General features: G+C 68.6%; 20 protein-coding genes. 7 read left to right on the plus strand and 13 right to left on the minus strand.

All coding sequences use genetic code 11. The features are described from left to right. Nucleotides 1-63: 63 nt before the first annotated feature. The 4 genes from IOD14_RS37065 to IOD14_RS37080 all read right to left on the minus strand — a co-directional run bounded on the left by IOD14_RS37065 (nucleotide 64) and on the right by IOD14_RS37080 (nucleotide 6,751). Entirely contained in the window at nucleotides 64-4,104 is a 4,041-nt protein-coding gene (locus IOD14_RS37065) for an Rne/Rng family ribonuclease (protein ID WP_212672589.1), read from the minus strand. Between the two features lie 262 nt (nucleotides 4,105-4,366). After that, nucleotides 4,367-5,131 (minus strand): TIGR03936 family radical SAM-associated protein, encoded by a 765-nt coding sequence (locus IOD14_RS37070; RefSeq protein ID WP_123989194.1) that lies wholly within the window; start codon nucleotides 5,129-5,131, stop codon nucleotides 4,367-4,369. Between the two features lie 48 nt (nucleotides 5,132-5,179). Further along, entirely contained in the window at nucleotides 5,180-6,208 is a 1,029-nt protein-coding gene (locus IOD14_RS37075; protein ID WP_212672590.1) for a hypothetical protein, read from the minus strand. 15 nt (nucleotides 6,209-6,223) lie between these two features. Then, nucleotides 6,224-6,751: a GNAT family N-acetyltransferase gene (locus IOD14_RS37080; protein WP_212672591.1), complete on the minus strand. Its 528-nt coding sequence runs from the start codon at nucleotides 6,749-6,751 to the stop codon at nucleotides 6,224-6,226. A gap of 92 nt (nucleotides 6,752-6,843) precedes the next feature. Between IOD14_RS37080 and IOD14_RS37085 the strand changes: the two genes are divergently transcribed. From IOD14_RS37085 to IOD14_RS37100, 4 genes are all read left to right on the plus strand, one after another. After that, nucleotides 6,844-7,428, plus strand: a complete 585-nt coding sequence (locus IOD14_RS37085; protein WP_123989197.1) for a TerD family protein — start codon at nucleotides 6,844-6,846, stop codon at nucleotides 7,426-7,428. 136 nt (nucleotides 7,429-7,564) lie between these two features. Next, nucleotides 7,565-8,263, plus strand: a complete 699-nt coding sequence (locus IOD14_RS37090; RefSeq protein WP_212672592.1) for a DUF899 family protein — start codon at nucleotides 7,565-7,567, stop codon at nucleotides 8,261-8,263. Nucleotides 8,264-8,365: 102 nt separating this feature from the next. Next, nucleotides 8,366-8,551, plus strand: a complete 186-nt coding sequence (locus IOD14_RS37095; RefSeq protein ID WP_212673540.1) for a hypothetical protein — start codon at nucleotides 8,366-8,368, stop codon at nucleotides 8,549-8,551. Nucleotides 8,552-8,851: 300 nt separating this feature from the next. Then, entirely contained in the window at nucleotides 8,852-10,027 is a 1,176-nt protein-coding gene (locus tag IOD14_RS37100; RefSeq protein WP_123989200.1) for a glutathione-independent formaldehyde dehydrogenase, read from the plus strand. Nucleotides 10,028-10,205: 178 nt separating this feature from the next. On the opposite strand, the gene IOD14_RS37105 is transcribed toward IOD14_RS37100, so the two are convergent. Both IOD14_RS37105 and IOD14_RS37110 read right to left on the minus strand, forming a co-directional pair. After that, on the minus strand, nucleotides 10,206-12,266 hold the full coding sequence (locus IOD14_RS37105; protein WP_212672593.1) for a restriction endonuclease: 2,061 nt from the start codon (nucleotides 12,264-12,266) through the stop codon (nucleotides 10,206-10,208). Between the two features lie 336 nt (nucleotides 12,267-12,602). Next, nucleotides 12,603-13,013 (minus strand): hypothetical protein, encoded by a 411-nt coding sequence (locus IOD14_RS37110; RefSeq protein ID WP_212672594.1) that lies wholly within the window; start codon nucleotides 13,011-13,013, stop codon nucleotides 12,603-12,605. Between the two features lie 540 nt (nucleotides 13,014-13,553). On the opposite strand from IOD14_RS37110, the gene IOD14_RS37115 reads away from it, so the two are divergent. Continuing rightward, on the plus strand, nucleotides 13,554-15,173 hold the full coding sequence (locus IOD14_RS37115; protein WP_212672595.1) for a recombinase family protein: 1,620 nt from the start codon (nucleotides 13,554-13,556) through the stop codon (nucleotides 15,171-15,173). Between the two features lie 214 nt (nucleotides 15,174-15,387). Here the strand turns inward: IOD14_RS37115 and IOD14_RS37120 are convergent, their stop codons facing one another. The 4 genes from IOD14_RS37120 to IOD14_RS37135 form a co-directional block, all read right to left on the minus strand. Then, complete coding sequence (locus IOD14_RS37120; RefSeq protein ID WP_349252443.1) at nucleotides 15,388-16,677, minus strand: replication initiator; 1,290 nt, start codon at nucleotides 16,675-16,677, stop codon at nucleotides 15,388-15,390. Between the two features lie 364 nt (nucleotides 16,678-17,041). Further along, a complete protein-coding gene (locus IOD14_RS37125; protein WP_212672596.1) occupies nucleotides 17,042-17,239 on the minus strand; it encodes a hypothetical protein in 198 nt (65 codons plus the stop codon). After that, the gene (locus tag IOD14_RS37130; protein WP_212672597.1) at nucleotides 17,236-18,537 is read right to left on the minus strand and encodes an FtsK/SpoIIIE domain-containing protein; all 1,302 of its coding nucleotides are present in this window, start codon (nucleotides 18,535-18,537) and stop codon (nucleotides 17,236-17,238) included. The genes IOD14_RS37125 and IOD14_RS37130 overlap by 4 nt, the downstream gene beginning before the upstream one ends. Beyond that, nucleotides 18,537-18,884, minus strand: a complete 348-nt coding sequence (locus IOD14_RS37135) for a hypothetical protein (protein WP_212672598.1) — start codon at nucleotides 18,882-18,884, stop codon at nucleotides 18,537-18,539. The genes IOD14_RS37130 and IOD14_RS37135 overlap by 1 nt, the downstream gene beginning before the upstream one ends. Before the next feature lie 165 nt (nucleotides 18,885-19,049). On the opposite strand from IOD14_RS37135, the gene IOD14_RS37140 reads away from it, so the two are divergent. Further along, nucleotides 19,050-19,829: a GntR family transcriptional regulator gene (locus IOD14_RS37140; protein ID WP_212672599.1), complete on the plus strand. Its 780-nt coding sequence runs from the start codon at nucleotides 19,050-19,052 to the stop codon at nucleotides 19,827-19,829. A 407-nt stretch (nucleotides 19,830-20,236) separates the two neighbouring features. Here the strand turns inward: IOD14_RS37140 and IOD14_RS37145 are convergent, their stop codons facing one another. Together IOD14_RS37145 and IOD14_RS37150 are read right to left on the minus strand one after the other, a co-directional pair. Next, on the minus strand, nucleotides 20,237-20,533 hold the full coding sequence (locus tag IOD14_RS37145; protein ID WP_249126166.1) for a hypothetical protein: 297 nt from the start codon (nucleotides 20,531-20,533) through the stop codon (nucleotides 20,237-20,239). Nucleotides 20,534-20,862: 329 nt separating this feature from the next. Further along, nucleotides 20,863-21,420, minus strand: a complete 558-nt coding sequence (locus IOD14_RS37150) for an ATP-binding protein (protein ID WP_212672601.1) — start codon at nucleotides 21,418-21,420, stop codon at nucleotides 20,863-20,865. Between the two features lie 210 nt (nucleotides 21,421-21,630). Here IOD14_RS37150 and IOD14_RS37155 point away from each other — a divergent pair, with 210 nt between their 5' ends. Continuing rightward, the gene (locus tag IOD14_RS37155) at nucleotides 21,631-23,004 is read left to right on the plus strand and encodes a sporulation protein (RefSeq protein WP_212672602.1); all 1,374 of its coding nucleotides are present in this window, start codon (nucleotides 21,631-21,633) and stop codon (nucleotides 23,002-23,004) included. A 3-nt stretch (nucleotides 23,005-23,007) separates the two neighbouring features. On the opposite strand, the gene IOD14_RS37160 is transcribed toward IOD14_RS37155, so the two are convergent. Next, nucleotides 23,008-23,922: an aminoglycoside phosphotransferase family protein gene (locus IOD14_RS37160; RefSeq protein WP_212672603.1), complete on the minus strand. Its 915-nt coding sequence runs from the start codon at nucleotides 23,920-23,922 to the stop codon at nucleotides 23,008-23,010. Nucleotides 23,923-24,076 lie beyond the last annotated feature (154 nt).

A 24,076-nucleotide genomic window follows, 5' to 3' on the forward strand; every position in this document is an offset into this window, starting at 1 on the left:
CCCCCGGCGAACCAGGAGCGGATTTCGATCTTCAGACGGCTGAAATTATTCGGTGCCGGTCCGTCAGGCCTCGTCCGCCGGAGTCGAGACGGTCGGCGCCGACTGCTGCTCGGCCGCCACCGTCTTCTTCGACGCCGCCTTCTTCGCGGTCGTCTTCTTGGCGGCGGTCTTCTTCGCGACGGTCTTCTTGGCAGCCGTCTTCTTGGTGGCCGCCTTCTTCGCCGTGGCCTTCTTGGCCGTCTTGCGGGCCGTCTTCTTGGCCGGAGCCGCCTCCTCGGCGGGCTCCTCCGTCCCGACCGGCGCCTCGGCCGCGGGAACGACCACGACGGCCGCCTCCTCGGACGCGGTGGGCGCGGTGGCCTTGCGGACGGCACGGCGACGCGGACGGGCCGGAGCGGCGCTCTCGGCGACCGGCTCGGCCACGGCAGGCGCCGCCACCGGCGCCTCCTCGGCCTGCGGCTCGGCCACCGGAGCGGTCTCGGCGACCGTCACCACGGCGGCCTCGGCCCCCGCGGGCGACCCGGCGGGCGCGGACACCTTGCGGGTGGCGCGACGACGGGTACGGCCCTTCGGTGCCTCGGCGACGGGAGCGGCCTCGACGACCGGGTCCTCCGCCGCGAACGGCTCGGCCTGCGCCTCGGCGGCCGTCTCCGGCTGCACGGGACGCTCGGCCTCGACCTCCGCGGGCACGGCCTGAGCGGTCGGCACCTCGGCGCTCCCGGAAACCGGGGCCTCCTCGGCGGCCGACTCCTCGAAGCCGCCCGACCTCCTCGACCCGGCGCCTCGCGGCGCCCCGGCCGGAGCCGACGCCCGACGGCTCGACCTGCGACGACCCCGCCCACGCGTGGCGGCGGCCTCCGCCTCGGCGACGCTGCTGAACAACTCCTCGTCGGGCGCGAACTCCGCCGGGGCCAGGGAGACGGGCTCGGCCACCTCGGCGGCGAGCTCCGCCTCGGTCTCGACCTCCTCGGGAGCCTCCACGGCGACCGCGGCCTCGTGGGTGTGCTCGTGCCCGTCGCCGCCACGCCCGCGCTTCTTGCGCTTGCCGCCGCCACCGGCGGAGGTCAGCTGCTCCATGTGCACGATGACACCGCGGCCGTTGCAGTGGACGCAGGTCTCCGAGAAGGACTCCAGCAGACCCTGGCCGACCCGCTTGCGGGTCATCTGGACCAGGCCCAGCGAGGTGACCTCGGCGACCTGGTGCTTGGTCCGGTCCCGGCCCAGGCACTCCAGCAGACGGCGCAGCACCAGGTCCCGGTTGGACTCCAGCACCATGTCGATGAAGTCGATCACGATGATGCCGCCGAGGTCGCGCAGCCGCAGCTGACGCACGATCTCCTCGGCAGCCTCCAGGTTGTTCCTGGTGACCGTCTCCTCCAGGTTGCCGCCCTGGCCGGTGAACTTGCCGGTGTTGACGTCGACGACGACCATCGCCTCGGTCCGGTCGATCACCAGCGAACCGCCGCTGGGCAGCCAGACCTTGCGGTCCAGCGCCTTGGCGAGCTGCTCGTCGATCCGGTACGTGGCGAAGACGTCGACCTCGGAGGTCCACTTCGACAGGCGCTCGGCGAGGTCGGGGGCGACGTGCGAGACGTAACCGTGGACGGTCTGCCAGGCCTCGTCACCGCTGACGACGACCTTGGAGAAGTCCTCGTTGAAGATGTCGCGGACGACCCGGACGGTCATGTCCGGCTCGCCGTAGAGCAGCGTCGGCGCGTTGCCGCTCTTCGCCTTCCGCTGGATGTCCTCCCACTGCGCCTGGAGCCGCTCGACGTCGCGGCGCAGCTCGTCCTCGCTCGCGCCCTCGGCGGCGGTGCGCACGATGACGCCCGCGTCCTCGGGGACGATCTTCTTGAGGATGGTCTTCAGACGCGCCCGCTCGGTGTCGGGCAGCTTGCGGCTGATGCCGGTCATGGAGCCCTCGGGCACGTACACGAGGTAGCGGCCCGGGAGGGAGACCTGGCTGGTCAGACGCGCGCCCTTGTGCCCGATCGGGTCCTTCGTCACCTGGACGAGCACGGGCTGGCCGGACTTGAGCGCGGACTCGATGCGGCGCGGCCCGTTGGCCATGCCGAGCGCCTCGAAGTTGACCTCACCGGCGTAGAGCACCGCGTTGCGGCCCTTGCCGATGTCGATGAAGGCGGCCTCCATCGACGGCAGCACGTTCTGGACCTTGCCCAGGTAGACGTTGCCGACGTACGAGGTGGCCTGCTCCTTGTTGACGTAGTGCTCGACGAGCACACCGTCCTCGAGGACGCCGATCTGGGTGCGCTCACCGCTCTGCCGGACGACCATCACACGCTCGACGGCCTCGCGGCGGGCGAGGAACTCGGCCTCGGTGATGATCGGGACGCGGCGACGCCCCTGCTCGCGGCCCTCACGGCGGCGCTGCTTCTTGGCCTCCAGACGGGTCGAGCCCTTGATGGACTGCACCTCGTCGGACGGCTCGGCCTTCGCGCGCGGCTCGCGCACCTTGACGACGGTCCGCTCGGGGTCGGTGTCCCCGGGCTCGGCGTCGACCGAGGAGTCACCGGCGCGACGCCTGCGGCGACGACGGCGACGGCTGCTGGAGCTGGAACCACCGGACTCGTCGGAACGGGCGTCCTCGTCGTCCTCGTCGTCCTGCTCGTCGCCGTCCTCGTCCTGCGCGGACCGGGCGGAGTGCTCGGACTGCGACCGCCCGGACCGCCCGCCCTGCTCGGCGTCCTGCTCGTCGGAGTCGTCCGCCTCCTCGTCACCGGAGGCCTCGGCGGAATCGCCCCGGCGACGACGACGGCCACCGCGGCGACGGCGCCTGCGCGACCCGGTCTCCTCGGCCTCGTCCTCCTCTGCGGAGTCCTCGGCGCCGTCGTCCGTCTCTTCTTCCTCTACGACGGTCTCGGCGACGGTCTCCTGCACCTCGGGCTCGTCACCGGCACCCCGGCGCCGGCGGCGGCGCCGCGACCCGGTCTGCTCCTCGGCGATCTCCTCGACCGGCTCGACGGTCTCGGCCGGCTCGCTCGGTCCGGCCTCCGCCTCCGCGGCGGCCTCGGCGGCGGCCCGCTGCGGGGTCTGGAACTGCGGCTCGGTGAAGACGGGCGCCTGGAACACGGCGACCGCGGGTCGCGCGGGCCGACGGGAGCCGTTCTCCTCGTCCTCGGCACCGACGGCCTGGCGCGCGGGCTCGGAGAACCCGGTGGCCGCCTGGCGAACGGACCGACGACGGGCACGGCGCGGGGCGGCCTCCTCGACGGGGGCCTCGGCGGCCGCGACCTCGGCGACGGGTGCCTCGGCGACCGGTGCCGCCTCCGCGGCAGCGCTCTCGGCCGGCTCGGCGGTCTCGGCGACCGGCGCGGACACGCGCCGCGTGGCGCGCCGACGGCGACGCGGGGCCGCGTCCTCGGACTCGGCGGCGGTCTCGACCGCCTCGACGGGCTCGGCGGGCGCTTCCGCGGCCACCGGCTCGACCGTCTCGGGCTCAGCCGGCTCGGAGACCTCGGTGGCCTCCGGGGCGCCGGCCGGAGCGGCAGCACGCCGGGAGGCCCTGCGCCGGGTGCGCGCGGCGGGCGCGGCGGTCTCCACGGCTTCGGCGGCGGGCGCCTCGGCGGTCACGGCAGTCTCGGTCTCGGCGGACTCGGCGGGTGCGGCGGCAGGCGCCGACACCCGACGGGTCGCACGCCGACGGGTACGGGGCGGGGCCGCGTCCTCGGCCGTGGTCTCCACGGCGGGCGCGCTCTCGGCGGCCACGGCTTCGACGGACGCCTCGGCGGCCACCGGCACCACGGTCTCGGCAGTCTCAGCCGCGGCGGGCGCACCGGCGGGCGCGGACGCCCGGCGCGTCGCACGCCGACGCGGACGCCCGGCGGACGCGGCGGCCTCGGCCGGCTCCTCCGCCTCGACGCTCGCGGTGATCTCGACGTTCTCGTCGAGCTTCTCCTCCTCGTCCGTGACGAGGTCCTCGGCCTCCGCGGCCGGTATGGCCGGGGTGACGATCTCCTCGCCACCCGCGGCGGCGACCGGCGGTCCCGCCGGCCTGGACGCGGCACGGCGCCGCCGACGCGGCGGCAGGGTGTCGCTCGGAGTGTTCTGTTCGGAACCCTCGGTGGGTTCGGTCGGTTCGAGCATGCGGGCTTGTCTCCCGTCAGGCTCCCGGGCGCCGCGCCTGGTCCGGCAAGGATGCCGGTGACGTCCGCGGCTCGCGCGATGCGCGGTGCCGCCGTCCGGGGCGCGGGCGCCGCACGGAAGCTCTCTGTGTCCTGTCTCGCCGGTTCCGTACGCCCTTGTTGGTACGGCCTGGCGAAAGTCTTGTGGTCAGTGCGCTGCCCGACCCAGGTGGCTCCCGAGTACGAGGGCTGCGCTACGACGCCCGTCCTTCGCGGGACCTTCCTTACGCCGGCGCCTTCGCGGCGGCAGTCGGTTCGGCCGTTGAGTGGGCCTCGACTGCCTCGCGGTCGGGCGCGAGCGGGTCGGTCACCGTGCCGGTCTCTTCATCGAGCAGCCCCTGCGCCAGCCTGGTCACCGCTGCGGGGACCGGCGGCGCCAGGTCGGCCACGGCGCGGAGACCGGACAGGACGTCGTCGGGTCGAACGGCAGGCGTCACGTGCCGAACAACCAGCCGCAGTATCGCACAGGGCTGGTCGGTCGGCCTATCAGCAGGTTCACTGTGCGTTTCGAGCTGGACGACCGCGGGGCGGGCGTCGAAGGTCCTCAGGCCGTTCTTGGTGGTGCGCTGGACCTCGACCGCCTCGGCGGTCCTGAACGCGGCGACCGCGCGCTCGGCCTCCGCCGGGTCCACGCCGTCCAGCCTGAGCTCCCACACGGAAGCGGTGAGCCGGTCGGCGAGCCCCGAGGTGCGGGCCTCGACCGCGTCGACGACGTCGAGCCCGGCGGGCAGCGACTCGTCGAGGAGGAGCCGGAGCTTCTCCGGGTCGCGCGCCTGTGTGAGCGCGATCTCCAGGTACTCCGCCTCACTGCCCGTGCCGGTGGGTGCGGCATTGGCGTACGACACCTTCGGATGCGGCGTGAACCCCGCCGAGTACGCCATGGGCACCTCGGCGCGGCGCAGCGCACGCTCGAAAGCGCGCTGGAAGTCACGGTGGCTGGTGAACCGGAGGCGGCCGCGCTTGGTGTAGCGCAGTCGGATGCGCTGCACCGCCGGTGCGGGCGGCGGGCCTTCGGGCTGTCGCTTGCCCAGTGTCGCTCAGTCCTTCGTGAGTGCGGTCGTACTGCTACCAAGAGTACGTGTGTCGGCGCCGGTCGGTTCCCGCCGGGCCACCGCTTCCCTCGCACGGGGTTCGCCGAAGAGCATGCGCCGGAAGTCGGCACGGGCCTCCCGCACGGACTCACGGGCGGAGGCGAGCGCGGCCCGGGTGATCCGTCCCACACTGCGCGCGGCCTCGGCGACGGGACGCAGCACCAGGTCGCGGATCACGTGCCCGACCGGGGTCAGCACCGTGCGGTACACCCAGCGCACCGGCTCGACGAAGATCCACCGGAAGAGGGTCCCGAGGAAGCGTCCGACGGCGAGCGAGATGTGCCCGGCGATCCGCCAGGCGTGCCCGAGCGCGTCCCAGACCTCCCGCCCGATGACGGCGAGAACCCTTCCCACGGGCGCGAGGACCCAGCGCCACAGGGCGATCGCGGGCAGGACGAGCAGGATCCGCGCGATCCAGTACAGGGCGACGCCGACGCCGCGCGCGATCGTGCCCGCCAGCCACACGAGCCCGCCCACGCACCAGGCGATCGCGCGCCCGATCGGTGTGAAGATCCAGGCCAGCACGGCTCCGACGCCCTTGAGGAGCCATACGATCCCGTGGCCGACGGGAGTGAGCACGCGCGCGTACACCCATGCCAGGCCGGCCCCGATCCCCCGCACGACCCACGCGATGCCGTGCCCGACCGGTGTCAGCACATACCGGTACAGCCACACCAGGGGGACGACGACGAGTACCTTGCCGAGCCATCCGAACGCCTTGGCGACCGGCACGACCACGTACCGCCACAGGGCCACGCAGGGCCACACGACCAGCGCCCGCCACAGCGGCCGCAGCACGTGGTCGCGCAGGAACCGTCCCACCACGACGAGCGCGTCCCACACCATGCGCACGGGCACGACCAGCACGAGCACGACGATGCGCACAGGGATGCGAATCGCGACGGTCAGACATCCCTCGGGCGCGGGCTGCTGCGACGCGGGGTGCTGCGGCGCAGGCCGCTTCTCCAGGTCCATAACGACGTAGACGCCTCAGTTCCCCGTACGGATCCAGTACCGCAGCTTTGCGCCGCGCCGATCCTCGAATTCTCCGCCATTGGCCTCGATCACCTTACGAGACGCGGTGTTGGTGGTGTCACAGGTGACCAGGGCCCGGTTGATGCCCAGTTGACGGCAGACCGGCAGGGCCGCCGCGAGCATGGCCGTGGCGTGCCCCCTTCGCCGGGCACTCGGACGGACCGCGTAGCCGATGTGGCCGCCGAACTCCAGCAGGAACGGGCTGAGTCGGTGCCGGATCGCGATCTTGCCGAGGAAGGCGTCGTCCTGGACATACCAGAGGTTGGTCACCGGCACCCAGTCCGGCCTGCGCGGCCGTTCCCGCTCCCCGAGCACCATGTCCACATAGGCCGCGAACCCCTCCGGCGCGTGCCACGTCCTCCGGTACCGCCCGGTCTCCTCCCCCACCAGCACGACCGGGTCCGCGCCGGACTCGGTGAACTCCCGTACCGCGTCGAGGTAGGAGGCGTGGAAGCGGACGTCCGGCGCGGTCAGCTGCGGCATCTGTCCATGATGGCGAGGCCGCGGGACGCCGGGCCACCGGGTTTCCCGGGCCTGTTCCGGTACCGCGGCCGGAGCCCGTGCAGTATGTCCCCATGATTACGCTTACGAAGGAAGACGGCCCCGCCGACCTGGACGGCGTGACCCATCTGTCCATAGGGGTCTCCTGGGACCCCACCGCGGGCGCCAGCGGTGGGGTGATGGGCAAGCTCCGCCGCAAGACGGGCACGGATCTCGACCTGATCGCCATCGCCATGCACGACGGCGACCCGGTGCGCCTGGCGGGCCTCGACTCGCTCGACCCCATCGGCAACGGCTCCCTGCTCCACAGCGGCGACAACCAGACCGGCCACGGGGACGGCGACGACGAGACGGTCACCGTCGAGTTCGCGAAGATCCCGCCGCACATCACGTCGATCGTCTTCGTCGCCGCCGCCTACAAGAAGGGCAGTTCCTTCCAGAAGGCCCGCAACATCAGCTTCAAGGTCTACGACGCCACCGGCGGCAGCACCCAGCAGGTCGCGGACATCTGGCCGAGCATGCTCACCACGGACAACGGCTGCGCGGTCGCCAAGGCGGTGCGGTTCGGCACCACCTGGAAGCTCGAGGTCATCAACGTCACCGGCAAGATCAAGCAGGGCGACGAACTGGCCCTGATGCGCTTCGCCGCGAGCAAGTAACGCGCCGCCGGGGGGAGGGCCCCGGTGTCCGCACCGCCCCTCCCCCGTGCACCGCCGACCGATGAGTTCCGAACCCCCACGGGGTCTGCCTCTGCGCAACGGAAAGCCGCGTACGCACCCACCCTGTGAGGGGACCATGACCGCACACGCACTGCCTCCCGTCGTCGACGCCGCGACGTGGGAACACCGGCTCGAGGAACTGCGAGCGCGGGAGAAGGCCGCCACGCGCGAGCTCGACGCCATCGCCGCCGAGCGTCGTCGCCTCCCGATGGTCGAGATGCCCGACTACACGCTCGAGGGCGAGAACGGTCCCGTCCGGCTGGCGGACGTCTTCGAGGGCAGGAGCCAGCTGATCGTCTACAACCACATGTGGTCCGCCGGCCGCGAGTGGCAGTGCCCGGGCTGCACCGGCTTCACCTCGCAGTACACCCGCCTGGAGTTCCTGGACAACTACGACGCACGCTTCGTCGTCGTCACCCAGGGCCCGATCAAGGAGGCGCTCGCCTACCGGGAGCGGGTCGGCAACAGGATGCCGTGGTACTCCACCGCGAACAGCCCCTTCGGCACCGACGTCGGCGCCCCGCCCGACGGCGGCTTCGCGGTCAACGTCTTCCTCCGCGACGGCGACACCGTCCACCGCACCTGGCACACCACCGGCCGCGGCACCGAGCAACTGAGCCACACCTTCGCCCTGATCGACCTCCTCCCCTACGGCCGCCAGGAGCAATGGCAGACCTCCCCCGAAGGCTGGCCCCAGTCCCCCACCTACAGCCGCTGGCCCACATCAAAGGACATAGCAGCGCTCTACGGCCCCCACTCCGCCGACACCCACTGAGCCCCGCCCTCGCACCAGCAGAGGCCGAGAACGCCGCCTGACGGCATCTCGGGCATCCCGGGCACTGGTGGTCCCGGGATGCCCGACGGGAGGAGCCCGGTCATGCGGGAGTCGTCGCAGGACTTCACGGTCGTGACTCTCCTGGCGGATCCGGACGCGCCGACGGAGATCGCGCAGCGCACGGCCCGGACACTCCCCGCTCGGCTCGCCGAGGAGTCGGGCCAGGGGAGACGGTTCGACGTCAGGAACGTCGCCGCATGCTCGAGGACGACGGCGAGTAGCCGGTGACCGGAGCCGGAGAGGCGTCCTCGATCGATGGCCGTCCGGAACAGAGACCGGCCGATTGCTCGGTGGAAGGTTGTTTCAGGTCGGAAGCCGACGGGGACCCGCGTCCCACGCCGTCGGAGCGCCGAAGCTCCGCCTGGCGGGCCACCGGCCCGAACCACCGTTCCGCCCGAACCGGTTGAACGGCCCGCGGAGACGCGCCGGTGCCACGACCCCCGTCGTGGCACCTTCCAAGAGTCAGGCTCTTTGCGCGTCTCATCATCGCCGTGCCGCCCTCATGTCGCGGCACCGAGAGAAGCCATCATGAAAGCAGCGGTATACGAAGGACCGCGAACGGTCACAGTGAAGGACGTACCGGACGCGAAGATCGAGCATCCCTGCGACATCGTCGTCAAGATCACCGCCACCAACATCTGCGGGTCGGACCTGCACATGTACGAGGGCCGCACCTCGTTCGAGACCGGCCGCACCCTGGGACACGAGAACATGGGCCAGGTCGTGGAGGTCGGCTCGGCCGTCAGCAAGGTCCAGGTCGGTGAGTACGTGGTCCTGCCCTTCAACATCGCCTGCGGCTTCTGCAAGCAGTGCGAGCGGGGGCTGACCAACTACTGCCTGACCATGCAGCCGGAACCGGCTCTCGCGGGAGCCGCCTACGGATTCGCCGACATGGGCCCCTACCAGGGCGGCCAGGCGGAACTGCTGCGCGTGCCCTACGGCGACTTCAACGCGCTGCGCCTGGGCGAGGACGCCGCCGAGCGCCAGAGCGACTACGTGATGCTCGCCGACATCTTCCCCACCGGCTATCACGCCACGGAGATGGCCAACGTCAAACCGGGCGACCAGACGATCGTCTACGGGGCCGGTCCCGTCGGGCTGATGGCGGCCTACTCCGCCCTGCTCAAGGGCGCCGGCCGCGTCTGGGTGGCCGACCACCAGCCCGACCGGCTGCGCAAGGCCGAGGAGATCGGGGCCATCGCGATCAACACCGCCGAGCAGGACCCGGCGGAGGTCGTCAAGGAGGCCACCCTCGGTCTGGGCGCCGACAACGGTTGCGAGTGCGTCGGCTACCAGGCACACGACCACCAGGGTCAAGAGGACGCCAGCCTCACGCTCAACGGCCTCATCGACTCGGTCAGGTTCACGGGTGACATCGGCGTGGTGGGCGTGTTCCTGCCGAAGGACCCCGGCGGTGAGAAGGCCCAGGGGGAGCTGGAGGCGCAGGGCAAGGTCCCGATCGACTTCGGCATGATGTGGTTCAAGGGCCAGCGCATGGGCACCGGGCAGGCGCCCGTGAAGAAGTACAACCGAGCGCTGCGGGACCTGATCGCCGGCGGGAAGGCGAAGCCGAGCTTCATCGTCTCCCACGAACTCGGCCTGGACCAGGTTTCCACCGCCTACGAGCACTTCGACGCCCGCGAGGAAGGCTGGATCAAGGTGGTCCTCCATCCCGACGGACACGGCAACGGCCACAAGAAGTAGGGCCCACGGACACTGGCCTGCCTGCCCTCGGACCGAGCCGGCCGACCGGCGACGTGAAAGCCGAGCTTCGGTCGAGGGCGGACAGGCCGCCGCCGTCTGACCTCCCGTCATACCTGGGCGGAGTGACTGTGACCGCCTCGCGCGAACGGCGCCGGGCCGGCGTTCTCGACCGCCCGAGCTACTCCACTTCGATACCGAAGTCCTGGACAAGCTGCTCCAAGCCGCCGACGTAGCCCTTCCCGCCAAGTACGAAGTCCCAGTCACCACTGGCCCTGTGCCTGAACGACCCGAGCACCAAGGCCGTCTCACCACAGCGGCCGTCGGAAACCTCCAGGCGGCCCAGTTCGGTCATCGACGCGTCGAGCAGGCGGATGCAGGCATCGGTGAAGCCGGAGAGATCGGCGCTCGGGTTCACCTCCGGGTCCACGGCCGCAACCAGCACGAACCGATCCGCGTCTCCCGGCAGCGCATCGAAGGCGACACGTATTGCTGCCTTGTCCGGCGCAGCAGCTGACACCGCGCGTACCGAACCATCCGGAGTCTGCGGGTTGTTGAAGAAGACGAAGTGGTCTTCGCTGAGGACTCGACTGCCTCGGCAGACGAGTGCGCAGACGTCCAGTGCGACGTTGCCCGACCACGTCATGCCCAGCACGTTGTAATCGTCCGGCCGAGTCGGCGGACCGGACGGCTCAGGCCGCGAAGGGACCGGTCGCCCGCCCTCCCCCAGGCGCCCGCGTAGCCCGTGCCGGTGCAGCAGATCAACCAGTTCGGGGCCCGAGATCAACTCCAGAGGCTTGCCGCGAGCGAAGGTGTGCGAGCCCGGGCCGAATCCTGACGTCGTCACAAGGACGCCCTTGTTGGCGCCGATGTCCTGGACCGTGCCGTACAGGTCCCGCACCGCGGTGGGCGGCACCGTGTTGCGGTAGCGCTTCACCTGGACGACGATCTTGCCGCCCCGGATGGGAGTCGGGTCCAGCGCGTCGACATCCACGCCCCCGTCGTTCGAGCGCTGCGTCATCACAGCCTGCATTCCCATGGCACGGAACAGGTCGGCGACGAGGGACTCGAAGGCGATCGGGTCCATGTCGTACAGGTCCGGCTCCTCGACACCGCCGCCATGGGTGACGACCCGGTTTCCGACGTCCCGGGGCTGCCGACTCGGCCGTACGGCAGTGAGCTGGTCAGGCCGGGTCGTGAGCTGTCCCCGTAGCGCATCCGTCAGGCAGCTGGTCGCATCCACCTGTTCCAGACGCAGGTCGGTGAAGGTGGCTCGCTGGGTCATGACGGTGGCCAGGAATATGTGGGCTTGCCGGCCTGTCGCGGGATCGGGTGCGTCCACGAAGCCGTTCAGCGCCACCGAGTCGAGGATGCCGTACTCGTCTGCCATGAAGAGCTGGTGCAGGACCAACAGCATGCTCTGCGCCAGCACCTCCCGGTACAGCGCGCGGCGCTGCGTCACAGGTCGCGCCGTCTCCTTGTCCTCGTCCTGGGCAGGTACGTACCTCACGGACTTCACTTCCGGGGCGATGCCGTACCCGGGCAGCTCCCAATCCAGGACCAACTGCCGCGCCGCCGAGTCGAAGGCCACTGCCACCTGTCGAGGAAAGCCTTCGGGCCAGGCTGTGGATGAGTAGAGAGCAGCGGAGAAGTACTCGACCACGGATTCGGGGTCGCCCCGCCTGACACCCGCGATCGCCTCGGTGATGCCGGTGTTGTGCCGTCGCACCTCGGCTCGTTGTGCCTCAGCTCTTTGGTCGTAGTCACGTTGGGCGGCGGATAACTGCCGCTGCCGCTGCGCCTCCGCAGCCTGTGCCGCGTGCCAGTCGCGCTCGAAGCGTGACCGTGCCTCAGCCTGCGCCTGAGCGCGCCGACTGGCCGTCCAGCCGCCTTGCGCCTGGTACTGGTTCGGATCCGGCATGCTCACAGGCCACGCAAGCCGACCAGGGTCGAACGGTGGAATCTCTTCCATTCGCATCAACGACGACGCCCTGAAGGCCGGCGCCTGGCAACCCGTGGTCAGCAGTCCTTGCAAGGCCGCGACCTGAGCGTCCAGCTCTGCCGTACGTTGCCTGGCCTGCGCCTGACGGTACTCCCGGTGCCCCTGAGCGGCACGTCGTTGGTAGTCCCGCGCTTGTCGCGCTTCTTCCCGACGTCGCCGTTGCTCGGCCTCGATCTGCCGCTGGTACTGACGCTGCGCTTCAGCCCAAGTGTTGACAAAACCAGCAGAGCGACGACTCATGCGCTCAGGCCCTCCCCAGGATGTCGGCAGCGCCGACCGAACTCTGGTTGTCCCCGCAACCAGTTGCGACAAAACGACTTTATCCAGCAATCGCCGTCCTGGATATCAACTTGCCGAGGGCAACAGAAATCAGCGATCCGCACAGGTCACCAGCGTGTGGACAAGGTGAAGGATCCACATCCGGCATCGCCGTAGGACCCGCGCAGTGAGAGGACCACAAGGCACAGAAACAGTGTCCTTGAGTCCAGCTACAGCTTGGGGCCACCTTTCATCCCGCTGCCGCAGACGTGACCCCTCGCTCGCCGCAGTGAGGTGCTTCAGGCTTTACCGGCCGGCTCAGTAGGCAGCAGTCCGGTCAAAGCTGGTGACGTCGAGCTTGATGCCCTTCACGGTCTTGAGCGTCGTGGGGAACTCACCGCGGGCCGTCTGGCCGGGTAGCACGTTGGTCTCCAGTTGCGAACCGTCCTCCAGGCGAGTGCCGCCGGCGTCGACAGCCTCCCAGTCCCAGGAGTAGTTGGACTTCTCGCTGCTGTTGTTCTTGATCGTCCAAACGAGCCAGATGTTGGTGATACCCGCTTGTGATCGGTCCTCGAGCTTGAAGCTGACAAGGTCGGCTCGTTCCCCCGCAGCTTCCTGTGTCTGCCCCTGACGCGTCTTCGCGGTAGCGCTCGTACTGGGCGCAGAAGTGGTGCTCTCGTCCTTGTCCCCCGACGCGATCACCAGCACAACGATGACGATCACGACCACTGCGGCCAGGGCACCGGCACATCCCCAGAGACAGCCACGGCCCCGTCGCTTCTTCTGCGGTGGCCCAGGAGGCGATGCCCACTGCCCGGGAGGGGAGGAGGCCTGGCCCGGACCTCCCCACTGCGGATTGCCCCCAGGCGGCTCGCTCGCTGACATGGCGCCTCCTCGGTAGCGGATACCGCCACGCCAGGAATCCACGAGCCCCGTCGCGAACCGAGAGCAGCCACTCAGGCGACAGCCGCCAGCACGGGCTCCCCCCTAGGCTCTCAACGCCTCATGCGGCGTTCTCGGCGTCTCCCGCACGATCCACCGCGCCCTCAGGACGGCAGCCGTCTTCTCCTCGCTGTCGTCCCCCAGGGCATCCACCACGCGGCGCTACGCCGCACTCACGTCAGTGAGAGTGACCACTCGAAGCCGGCGCCGGACCACCGTTCTTGACCGTCAGAGGCAACAGCTTCTTCCCCGTCGGGCCGATCTGGATGTGGGTGTCCATCTGCGGCCATATACCAACGGAGCCAAAACAACGCTACCGTGGCCGGTATGGGGAAACGGACGAGGACACGCACGCCAACTGACCGTGGGCAGTACGACGTTGAGTCCGAATGGAGTGAGGCCGACTTAGCGCTCTTGGAAGAGCTGAAGAGGGCGGAGGCCCTGTTACCCGACGACGCGCCACGCGCGCTCCTGTCGGTGCGGCTGTCCGTCCTGACGGACGACACGACGTCGCCTGTCCGGCAGGAGCTCGATCTCCGCGTGCTTGCCAGGGAGCGCGGCTACCGAGTGGTCGGAGTTGCGAGCGACCTCAACGTGTCGGCGACGAAGGTCCCACCGTGGAAGCGCAAGGAGCTCGGGGACTGGCTCAACAACAAGGCGCCCGAGTTCGATGTACTGCTCTTCTGGAAGCTGGACCGCTTCGTACGACGACTCACAGACCTCAGCACCATGATCGATTGGTGCCTCAAGTACGGCAAGAACCTCGTCTCCAAGAACGACTCGATCGATCTGACCACAACCGCCGGGAAGATCATGGTCACGATCGTCGGTGGCATCGCCGAGATCGAGGCCGCCAACACGAGCACACGCGTCGCGAGCCTCTGGGACTACACCAAGACTCAGAGCAACTGGCTCGTGGGTAAGCCGACGTACGGCTACGAGACAGCGGAGGACGAGGACGGGAGAGTCGTCCTCACCATCAACAAGGAGGCCTACCGTGCGCTGCACTGGTGCCGCAACGCAGCTACACGCACCCGGCCGGCTTCCGCCCGCCGAATGGCCAGGGTCCTCGTCCGCGCCAGGCTCTGCGGACCAGGCCTGACAACGGCCACCCTCCTCCGTCGACTCCGGAACCCAGCGCTGATGGGCTACCGCGTAGAAGAGGACAAGAACGGCGGGGTGCGCCGCTCGAAGATTGTGCTGGGCAATGACGCCAAGCCCATCCGCGTAGCTGAGCCGATCTTCAGCGAGGAAGAGTTCAACAGCCTTCAGGCCGCCCTGGACCGCCGAGGCAAGAACCAGCCCACGCGTGCTCCGGGCGGCGCTACACAGTTCCTCGGGGTGCTGATCTGCGACGACTGCGGCACGAACATGACGGTGCAGAAGAACCGAGTCAAAGAGCGGTCCTACATGTACCTCCGGTGCGGCAAGTGCAAGGCCGGAGGCCACGGTGCACCGAACCCCTACGAGATCTACAGCAAGCTCGTCGAGGACGTCCTGAAGGTTCTGGGCGACGAGCCGGTTATGACGCGCGAGTACCGGCAAGGCGCCGAGGCCCGCAAGGAACAGCAGCGTCTCGAACAGTCCATTAGCTACTACATGACAGGGCTTGAGCCTGGAGGCCGCTTCACCAAGACGCGGTTCACCAAAGAGAAGGCCGAGAAGACTCTCGACGACCTGATCAAGCAACTGGAGGCCATCGACCCCGAGTCGACGAAGGATCGATGGGTGGCGGTGCACAACGGCCAGACCTTCCGGGCCCACTGGGAGGAGGGCGGCATGGAAGCCATGGCCGCCGATCTGCTCCGGGTCGGCGTGAAATGCAAGATCAAGCGGAGCAAGGTCCCGGGCGTACGCGCACCGCGCATCCACATGAAGCTCATGATCCCCAAGGACGTGCGGGACCGCCTGATACTGAAGGAAGACGACTTCGCTGAAGCCTTCTGACGGCAGGCGATAGATGCGGCGCTGCCGTCTGGAGGAGTAAGGGCAGGCAGCGTCCCCGTTCACTTGAACCACGACGCGGGGTCGAAGGGCTCCTCCGTGCCGTCATCATCAACCATCACGATCTCGCTTTCGATCAAGGTCCGTGCCCTGTCGTCGCCAGGTCCAGGCGATGACGGACGCAGAGGCTTTCGCGGCTCGCGTTCAGGGAGCGCGGCTATCCGCACCACTCCCCCTCTTGCCTCGCCTCAAGGCCGAGCCGCCGGGACTCTGCAAGGTCATCGGCGATTCCGGCGGCGATGAGTGCAGCGCCTGGCGTGTGGCCGGAACCGACGTAGCGCCAGTGCCTCTCGGTGACTGCGTCGGGCAGGTCGCCATGGCCCATGTGGTCAGCGCGTTCAGCGCGGAGCACTGCGTACGTCGTCGAGTAGACGCGGGACTTGGTCAGGATGTGGCCCCGGTAGCCCAACGTGTGAGCCCAGGCCCGAAGCCGGAGGGGCGCGTACTCGGGAAGCCCACCGAGGCGCCAGCAGGTACGCATGAGGGTGCGGACGTGATCGTTGACGGGTGCCGTGTCGATTTCGGCGAAGGTGGAGAGCGAGTGGTCCAGGCCGGCGCCTGTCTCGCTCGCCCCCTTGGTGACGTACTTGGCCACGTATGCGGCAACGGCGTCATCATCGAGCCCACCCTCATCAGTGCGCAGGGGCCGGACGTCGATTTGGACACCCCATCGCACACCCAACTCACCCACGGCTGGGCTGTGGGGCGTGCGGACCAGGACCCGTTCAGCCGATGTACGCACCGCGTTGATGAGTAGATCCGCAGTGCCCCAAGCCGGAGGTTCATCATCAGGACCGTTCGGTCCGTCTAGGCGGACCACGGCATGTACGTGAACGGCCGCCCGCTTTTGGTACTCGGCCACACGCGCAAAGGACAGCCGGGCGTGGTGTGCGAAGCGAGACTGAACGAGGCCGACTGAGCCGGCGAGGCGCCGCCGGACGTCGATGACGAACCGATCCCACAGCTTGGAAGCGTGGGCGTGCCACAGCACGTGGGCTGTGTAGTCGTAACAGTCGGGACAGAGCGGCTGACCGACCGCCGCCGCATCGGGAGCGTGAAGCACATCGCAGCCAAGGGGACGACCATGCTCGCAGGCACCGCCGTCACGACGGGGGCGGCAGCGCTCCCCGACTCGATGAACCGCACCGAAGGACGGGGCGGTAAGGGTGACGAAGAGCCGAGGTCGCTCGCGGACTGCGGCGGGAACACCCTTGCCGCCGAGGAGACCCGCACGGACAAGGTGGAAGGTGTCCCCAGCGTGTAGCCGGGAGCACGCCGGACAGACAGTCGCGCGTCTGTTGCGACACCGGACGAGAAGGCGCTCTCCAGGTTCATCGCGAGTGTCGTAGTGACGGAAGATCTCGCCGGTATCCGGGGCCAGAGTCGTAGTCGAGCCGGAGAGGTGGACGGGGTTGGCACACCCACCTGTGGCGGTGATCTGTTCCAACCAGCGCTGGAAGTTGGCATCTTGGGCAACGCGTATTGCGTCGCGATCTGTCTCGGAGAGCCGACGCAGGCTCCCCGCCCGGTCGAGAACGGGGCGCCTGTCAGCTGGAGTGAGGTCCGCGGTGATGGCGGTGACCTTCCGGGTTGGGCCGCCGTAGCGGCACGGGTGATGGGTGACGGCAGGTCGTGGGGCATGGGTCCTCCCTCGTCTGGTGTGGTGTGTGGGTCTCGGTCAGCGGATGGTTCCGGTGCCACGGCAGACGCGGCAGCGGTGCAGTCGTCCGGTCCAGGTCCTGCGGGCGCCGTCGCCCTTGCAGTGAGGGCACCTCACGCGAGGCATAGGCATGGCGGTACGTCCTTTCCGCTCAGGTGTGGGAGAAGCCGCTGACGAACCAGGTCACGAGTCCGTGGACGGTGAAGAGCACGGGGGTCTGTCCGAGGTAGAGGCCGAAGAGGCCGACGCACACGGCTTCCCAGGCGCGGACATCACGGGAGCGGACGAGGAGGACGGTGATGATCCCGAAGATCACCGTGAACGTGAACGCCGTTCCTTCGCTGATCACTTGTCATCCCCTTCCAGCGCGACGAGCGCATGACCGAGGGCGGGCAGTTCCGGGGTCATGCCGGAGTACTTCCGGGCTGTCGAGACGGCTTCCTCCGTTGGAGTCAGGTGCGAGCGGGCACGGCTCCAGCCGCCGTCCGGTCCGCTGCATACGGCCACACCCCGTTCCTCCGCCGTGATGGCCTGAGCGACGGCCACGGCGTCCTTATTGAGGTCGCCCAAGGTCATCTCGGCCGTGCCGGGGTCACTCACCCGGTGGCAGATCCGGCCGCCGAGTTGGGCCCGGAGCGCCGTGACGCCGGGACCCAGGTCGGATCCAACGCGTTGGCCGGCGACGACCAAGTGCAGTCCGAGGGCGGCCCCGAGCTGGGCAAGCCGGAGCAGGAGGGTGGAGCACTGATCGGCTTCCGCCTTGCTCTCGCGGGTGCCGTCAGATAAGTACAGCTCTGCGATCTCGTCGACGATCACGACCACGGGTGTCGGCCGGAGGCTGTCAGGGAGTTCCCAGATCGAACGGACACCGGCCGACCGGCACGCGCTCATCCGGTCCTGCATGTCGACGACGAGGGCGGAGAGAATGGCGACCGCTTCGCGGCGACACGTCGCCAGCGCGCTTAACCGCTCCGCGAAAAGACCGAGTTCCATACCGCCCTTGCAGTCGATACCGACCAGAGCGACGGGTTGTGGCGCGAGTTGGGTGATCAGCCTGGCCAGCAGGGTGGACTTGCCGGACCGGGTGGCCCCGGCTATGAGCCAGTGCGGCACGAGCCGCAGGTTCATGACCCAGGCACCGCCGCTTTCCAGAGCGCCGATGAGGGCAGAGAGCAGTTCGGTGGGGGCCGTGGCCAGGCCGGGACGTTGCAGCGGATCAGTGGCCATGGCTGTCAGTAACACGACCCCACGTTCCGGCGAGGTGACCCGCACCGCGTGGACCTTCCACGCGTGCACGAGGGCATCGGCCGCCTCCATGTACGTCGCCGGGGTCTGGCCCGCGTGCAGCCGTACGGTCACGGCCAGCCCCATGCGCGTAGCGCGCGGAAACGACAGCCGCGGAGCCACTGGCCGTACCGGATCATCCTTGACCAACAGATGCCCGACCACCGTGCGCGACGGAAGTCGCGACACCGACAGATCGTTGAGCAGGGCGACTCTGCGCCAGGTGAACAGCACCCGGCACGTAGTCACCGGGTAGCCGGCGACGTACCAGTACCAGACCGGACGATGCCGACGCACCAGGTCACCGACGAGCAGCACCCAGGCCAGCGCGGCCAGGGCAACGGCAAGCAGGTACGGCCCCATCACGCATCACCGCCCTTGGTGTGCGCGGCGGCACCGTGCACGGGTGTGATCGCGTCGGCGCGGAAGCTGATCCCGTGCCGGTCACCCATCGACCAGGCGAACGCGGTCAGCCCGGTGACTCTCACGATCTGGCCTTCCTCGATGCCTTTCGGCTCGCCACTCACGGCGATCTCGACGACGGAGATGCGCCGCCGGTCCTGGCGCACGGTGACGGCCACCGTGTAGACGGGGTTACCGTCCCGGTCCCTCTTCACCTCCTGTGTCTCGGGGTTGCTGAGCTTTGCTTCGGGCGCGATGGCGCATCGCAGTACGCCGAGTCGCGCCGCATCCACGGGAATGGACTGCATTGGTGTTGGCCTCCTTGGCCAGTCAGGACGTCGATCAGGTACTGACGTCACTTGTCCTTACGAGTTACGACTATGAAGCCCTGTACGGCGAGAGAGCAACTACTTATGCTGACGAGTGATGTCGCGCGTGCGACGTGCCTACGACTCCAACCCGGAGATGCCGAGATGACAGAGATCCAGCGCCCCGGAGCCCTCTACCAACAGGTGGCCGCCGCGATCCGGGAAGCAATCCTGTCCGGAGAGTTCGCTCCGGACTCGCTCCTGCCGTCCGAGGCTCAACTCATGACCCGCTACCAGGTCTCCCGTCCCACGGTCCGCAACGCCGTCTCCGCACTGCGGGCGGAAGGCCTCATCGACGTTCGGCACGGCAAGGGGAGCTTCGTACGCTCCAACGGCCGCCCTGTCGTCAGCATCGCCGGCCACGTGGGCCGCACGTCCGGCGGTCAATTCACACTCCATGGCGTAGCTACATGGGAGCAGACCGAGGAGCCGAGCACCTACCGCACGCATGCGACCGAACCCACGGCACACCTCCTTGAGGTACAGGTCGAGGAAGCGCTCTTCGGTTGCGACAGGTTGCTGACTGATCCGGCCACTGGCACGCGCGCGATGCACCGCACGCTGATCCCGCTCGCCACGGCCGACGCCGTACCGGATCTCGCCGAAGCGCCAAATGCCGAACCCGCCGCCGTGTACGCGATGCTGACGAAGTCCGGACACAAACTGTGGTGGTCCGAGACGGTCCGCGCGCGCATGCCGCTCCCGGATGAGCGCACCGCCCTGCGTCTGCCCGATGCGACCCCGGTCCTTCACCTGTCCCGCGTCACCTGCGGCACCGACGACCAGGCCCTGATCCTCGAAGAAATCCGCATCGGCGCCGACCGCGCTGAGCTTGCCTACCGGATCACTGCCGACAAGGAGCCCGCTCAACGCCGCCAGCCATGATCCGCAATGGCAATCGGTCGAAACATTCTTCACTTCCTCAAGGGCACGCCTGCGGCGTGCCGGGGCGCCCCGCCGCCCCGGCCGGGCGTGCGGCGTGACCGCCGGTCCCGTCCGGTCGGCAAGCGCCCCACACCGCAGAACACCGCTGGGCATGAAGCATCGACCAGCCGCTACAGGACGGGGCCCACGGGGCTGGGGGTCGACGACCTCCGAGACTTTAGGCAGCCGCCATGGGGCGAGCCTCGAAGAACAGGGGGCCGATCGGGCTGTTGCGGGCAGGTCCAAGGACTGCCCGATCCGCTGGCGAGCGTAAGGCCCCCTGTTCACTCGCCCCATGACAGCTCCCACCCAAAGTCTCTGCGGCCGGCGACGTGCCCACGTGTCCCGCTCATCAGCGGAAAGGCCGCTCATGTCCGACCACCATGACTGTCGGCGAGCGTCTCCAGGAGGACCGCAAGCCGTTCCACGGCGTCCGGCCATCCCGCGACGCGTACAACGCCCCGCCCTTCCTCGTTCGTCGAGGCCACGGCACGCACGTCTGACAACTCGAAGCCCACGGCCAGGAGCGCCCGGTTTAACCGGTCGGCCGACCCGCGTGCCACACGCCAGCCCGCGATGTAGTCGACCCGCGACACCCACAGCCCCGAGTCGCTGTCAGGGACGTCCAGACCGTCACTCCCCCTGTCCTCACCCGCGCCAGACACCTGGCCCACCTCTGTCCTGATCTAGGTAACGGATCGTCAACTTCCTTGGACCAGGACCGAAATGCAGCACGACGGCCCCGGTACCATCAGGCACCGGGAACCGCCGTGTTCCCAGCCGGGCCACCCTTCGCTTTCCAGGGCTGATGGGGTGGCCCGGTCTCGGTATGAGGTTGTGAAGCGCGGCCCCTCACTCGGGAGGGGAGTTCCCGAAACGTTCGAGGAACCGCGCCCCTTCGGCCGGAGCGGTCAGGATCCGGCCGGTAACCGGGGCACCTCTGCTCCCGATCGCGAAGGAGCAGAGCAACGGTGATGCGGTGCCCCGGCGTCTGTCAGGCCACGTGATCGGCCGTCAACGGATCGAGATCGAAGCGGCACCAGACGGTCTTGCCTCCGCGATCCTCCGCCGACCACCAGACCGATGTCGCCAGCCGCTGAACGATGTGCAGCCCACGGCCCGTGTCAGGCAACACCGCCTCGGACAGTTCACCGAGCAGTCCCGGCGCGAACGCCTCTCCTGCTGGAAGCAACGGGGGCGTCGAGTCCTCATCAGCAACGCCGATGAAGAGCCACTTTGGGTACAGCTTGAAGATCACATCGATACGTCGGCAGCCTCCAGGACGACTGAGGTGCCGATCCGGTACCGCGTGGTTCACCACGTTTCCCACGAGTTCTGAAACGGCCAGTCGAGCGTCATTGACCAGCGCATCAACCCCGGCGCCCCGCAAGAACACGGCCGTCATGTCGCGCGCCATGCGCCCCGTGTCGCCGAACTCGGCGAAGAGCGTCAGCGTCAGGAAGTGCCCGTCAGAGGACGGATCCGGCACCACGAACCAGTGCGCATAGGCGTCCAGCTCGCTTGCCAGGCTCTTGGCTTTCCCCGCATCCATTTGGTCCCTCTCCGAGCCGCCGGCGGCCCTCATGGCATCGCTTGTTGCACGCGTGCCAGTACACGGCGAGCAGACTGGTTCCGGGAGCGTTCACCAGGGGGTTCACATGAACACCAGCAAAGGCAAAGGGGGTTCACCAATGAACCCCCTGCGGCGATACTCCTGTGACAGGATGAGCACTCGCCGTCATTCTCGGGTTGGCAGGGGAGCATGAGCCGAGAGCCGAACGCGCACTTAGTTGCCGTCATGGACGAAGCGCAGGTCTCGAACAAGGGTCTTGCGAAGCGGATGAAGGACGCCGCCGAGCAGCGCGGCGTGCACCTCGGAACAACCCACGTTTCCGTGCAGCGATGGCGGGACGGCGCAGGCATTACACCTCAGACCGCCGCGATCATGGCAGACGTGCTGAGCACCAAAACCGGCCGTCGGATCACACCCGGCGATCTCGGTTTCTTCGATCACTCGCAGCAGCCGGCACCCCAGCCCATCGGCTACGCGGACACAGTGCCGGACGTTCTGTCCATTCTGGAGCGCCTCGCCGACCAATCCCCCGACGCCCCGGCATCCGACCAGTTGGCCATCGCGGACGGCGACCTCAATTCTGCCGTCCTGTCCTGGATGATCGCGCGCCCGGACGGTATTCAGCCCGACAGACCCAGCCACCAGCGCGTCGGCATGCGCGACGTCCGCGCGATCAAGGACGCGGCCGGGATGTTCATGCAGCTCGACTTCAAGTACGGCGGAGGCCATGGCCACAAGGCCCTACGCCACTACTTCCGCCACGAGGTCCTGCCTCTCCTCGATGCCAGCTACAGCGGGAAGGTGGGCACCGCGCTCTTCGGTGCAGCCGCCGAGGTCTCGCAGCTGCTCGCATGGACCGCGTACGACACCGGAAACCACCAGCTCGCCCACCGCTACCTGACTTCCATGCTGCGCCTGTCCCAGGTCATCGACGACCGCATGTTCGGCGCCCGCATCCTCGGCAACCTCAGCCACCAGGCCAACTACCTCGGCAACCACGCTCAGGCCATCCAACTGGCCCGCGCCGCCGTCGAGGGCGCCAAGGGACGTGCTACGCCGCGCGCCATGGCGAACTACTCGGCTATGGAAGCCCGCGCACTGTCCAACGCAGGCGACCGCATCGCCGCAGGCCGCGCCATGAATGAGGCGCAGCGCCACTTCGAGAACGCCGACACCGCCGAGGATCCCGCGTGGCTCGGCTACTTCGACTCCGCGGAGCTCATGGGCGAACTCTGCCACTGCTTCCGTGATCTCAAGATGCGCCGCGAAGCCGTCGAGCAGGCTCAGCGCGCCGTCGACAGCACAGACCCGAAGTACGCCCGAACGTTGGGGTTCTGCCGCATGGTGCTGGCTCAAAGCCAGCTCCTGAACGGCGAGTTGGAAGCCGCCGTCACGACAGCAAGCCTGGCCGTAGACGGCGGCGACACACTCCAATCGAGACGATTCCAGCGGTACGTGACCGACTTCCAGGCCGAGGTAAGCATCCACGCCACGAACCCCACCGTGGCCGCATTCAACGACCAGGTGCACGACGCACTTGCCCGCCTGGAGGACGACGACTAGCGGCTACCAGGGCCGCCAGTCCCGAGGAGCGTCATCGTTTCGCAGACCAGCGATGCGCCGGCGGTACTCAGCCGCCGTCTCCTCGTCCTCCTGCACGTTCTGCATGAGCCACGTCGTCATGCCGAACTCCTGCAAACCGCGCAGCGTCTCGTACCCAGGCCAGTCGTACAGGTCCCGCCCGTACGCGGCCACGAAGTCGGCGTACTGCTCATCGGTCTGCCACCCAAGACTGTGATGCTCGACAGCCGTGACCATCAGATCCCACTCAGGATGGTCGTAGCAGAAGGCTTCGAAGTCGATCAGGATCACTTGCCCGCGATCATCCACCATGAGGTTCTGCACGTGCGCATCCCCGTGCACCGGCCCCTTGGGCGTCTCGAACCGCAGTTCCGCGTACTTGTCTTGGAGCTCCCGCCACCGCTTCCGTAGGAAGACCTTGTCATCCGGCGGGATCACAGCCCGCTCCATCCGCAGCTCCTGCTTGTCGAACGGCTCGAACGCCGGCAGTTCGAGTCCCTCCGGCAGCGTCAAGGAGTGCAGATCCCGCAGGACACCGCCCAACTCTCCGTAGGTGGCCTTGCGATCACCCTCGACTATCAGGTGCCAGAACGTCACAGGGTGCCCTTCGACCAAGAGCGGCTGCTCAAGATCCTCAACGATGCGCGCAGCAGGAAACCCTTCCTCCGCCAGCCACTTGGAGACGTCGACCTCCGTACGCGCCTTCGGCAGCCACTCTTCCCCGCGGGCCACACGCACGATCACCGGCACCGAGGCCAGCCGGAACAACGCGTTCTCTCCGAGCCGGATCAACTCCGCGTCTCTGTCGTCGAGCCCCGCCGCCCGGCACGCGGCCACCATCACCCGCGTAGCTCCCGTGGACGTGAACCCCTCTTCCGATCGAGCAGCGTCAACCGCCATGCCCGTACCAGCTCCCCTAGTCGCGCGCGATCAACCAGCGCGCATCTATGGGTGACCAACCCGACACACGCCAGACACGACCCTGACCGTACCCAGCTATAGACGATCGAGGCGAGGAAGGGGCTTGGGGAGTGAACCTTCACAGACACCAGCC

The sequence above is a fragment of the Streptomyces sp. A2-16 genome (assembly GCF_018128905.1).
GTDB lineage: Bacteria > Actinomycetota > Actinomycetes > Streptomycetales > Streptomycetaceae > Streptomyces.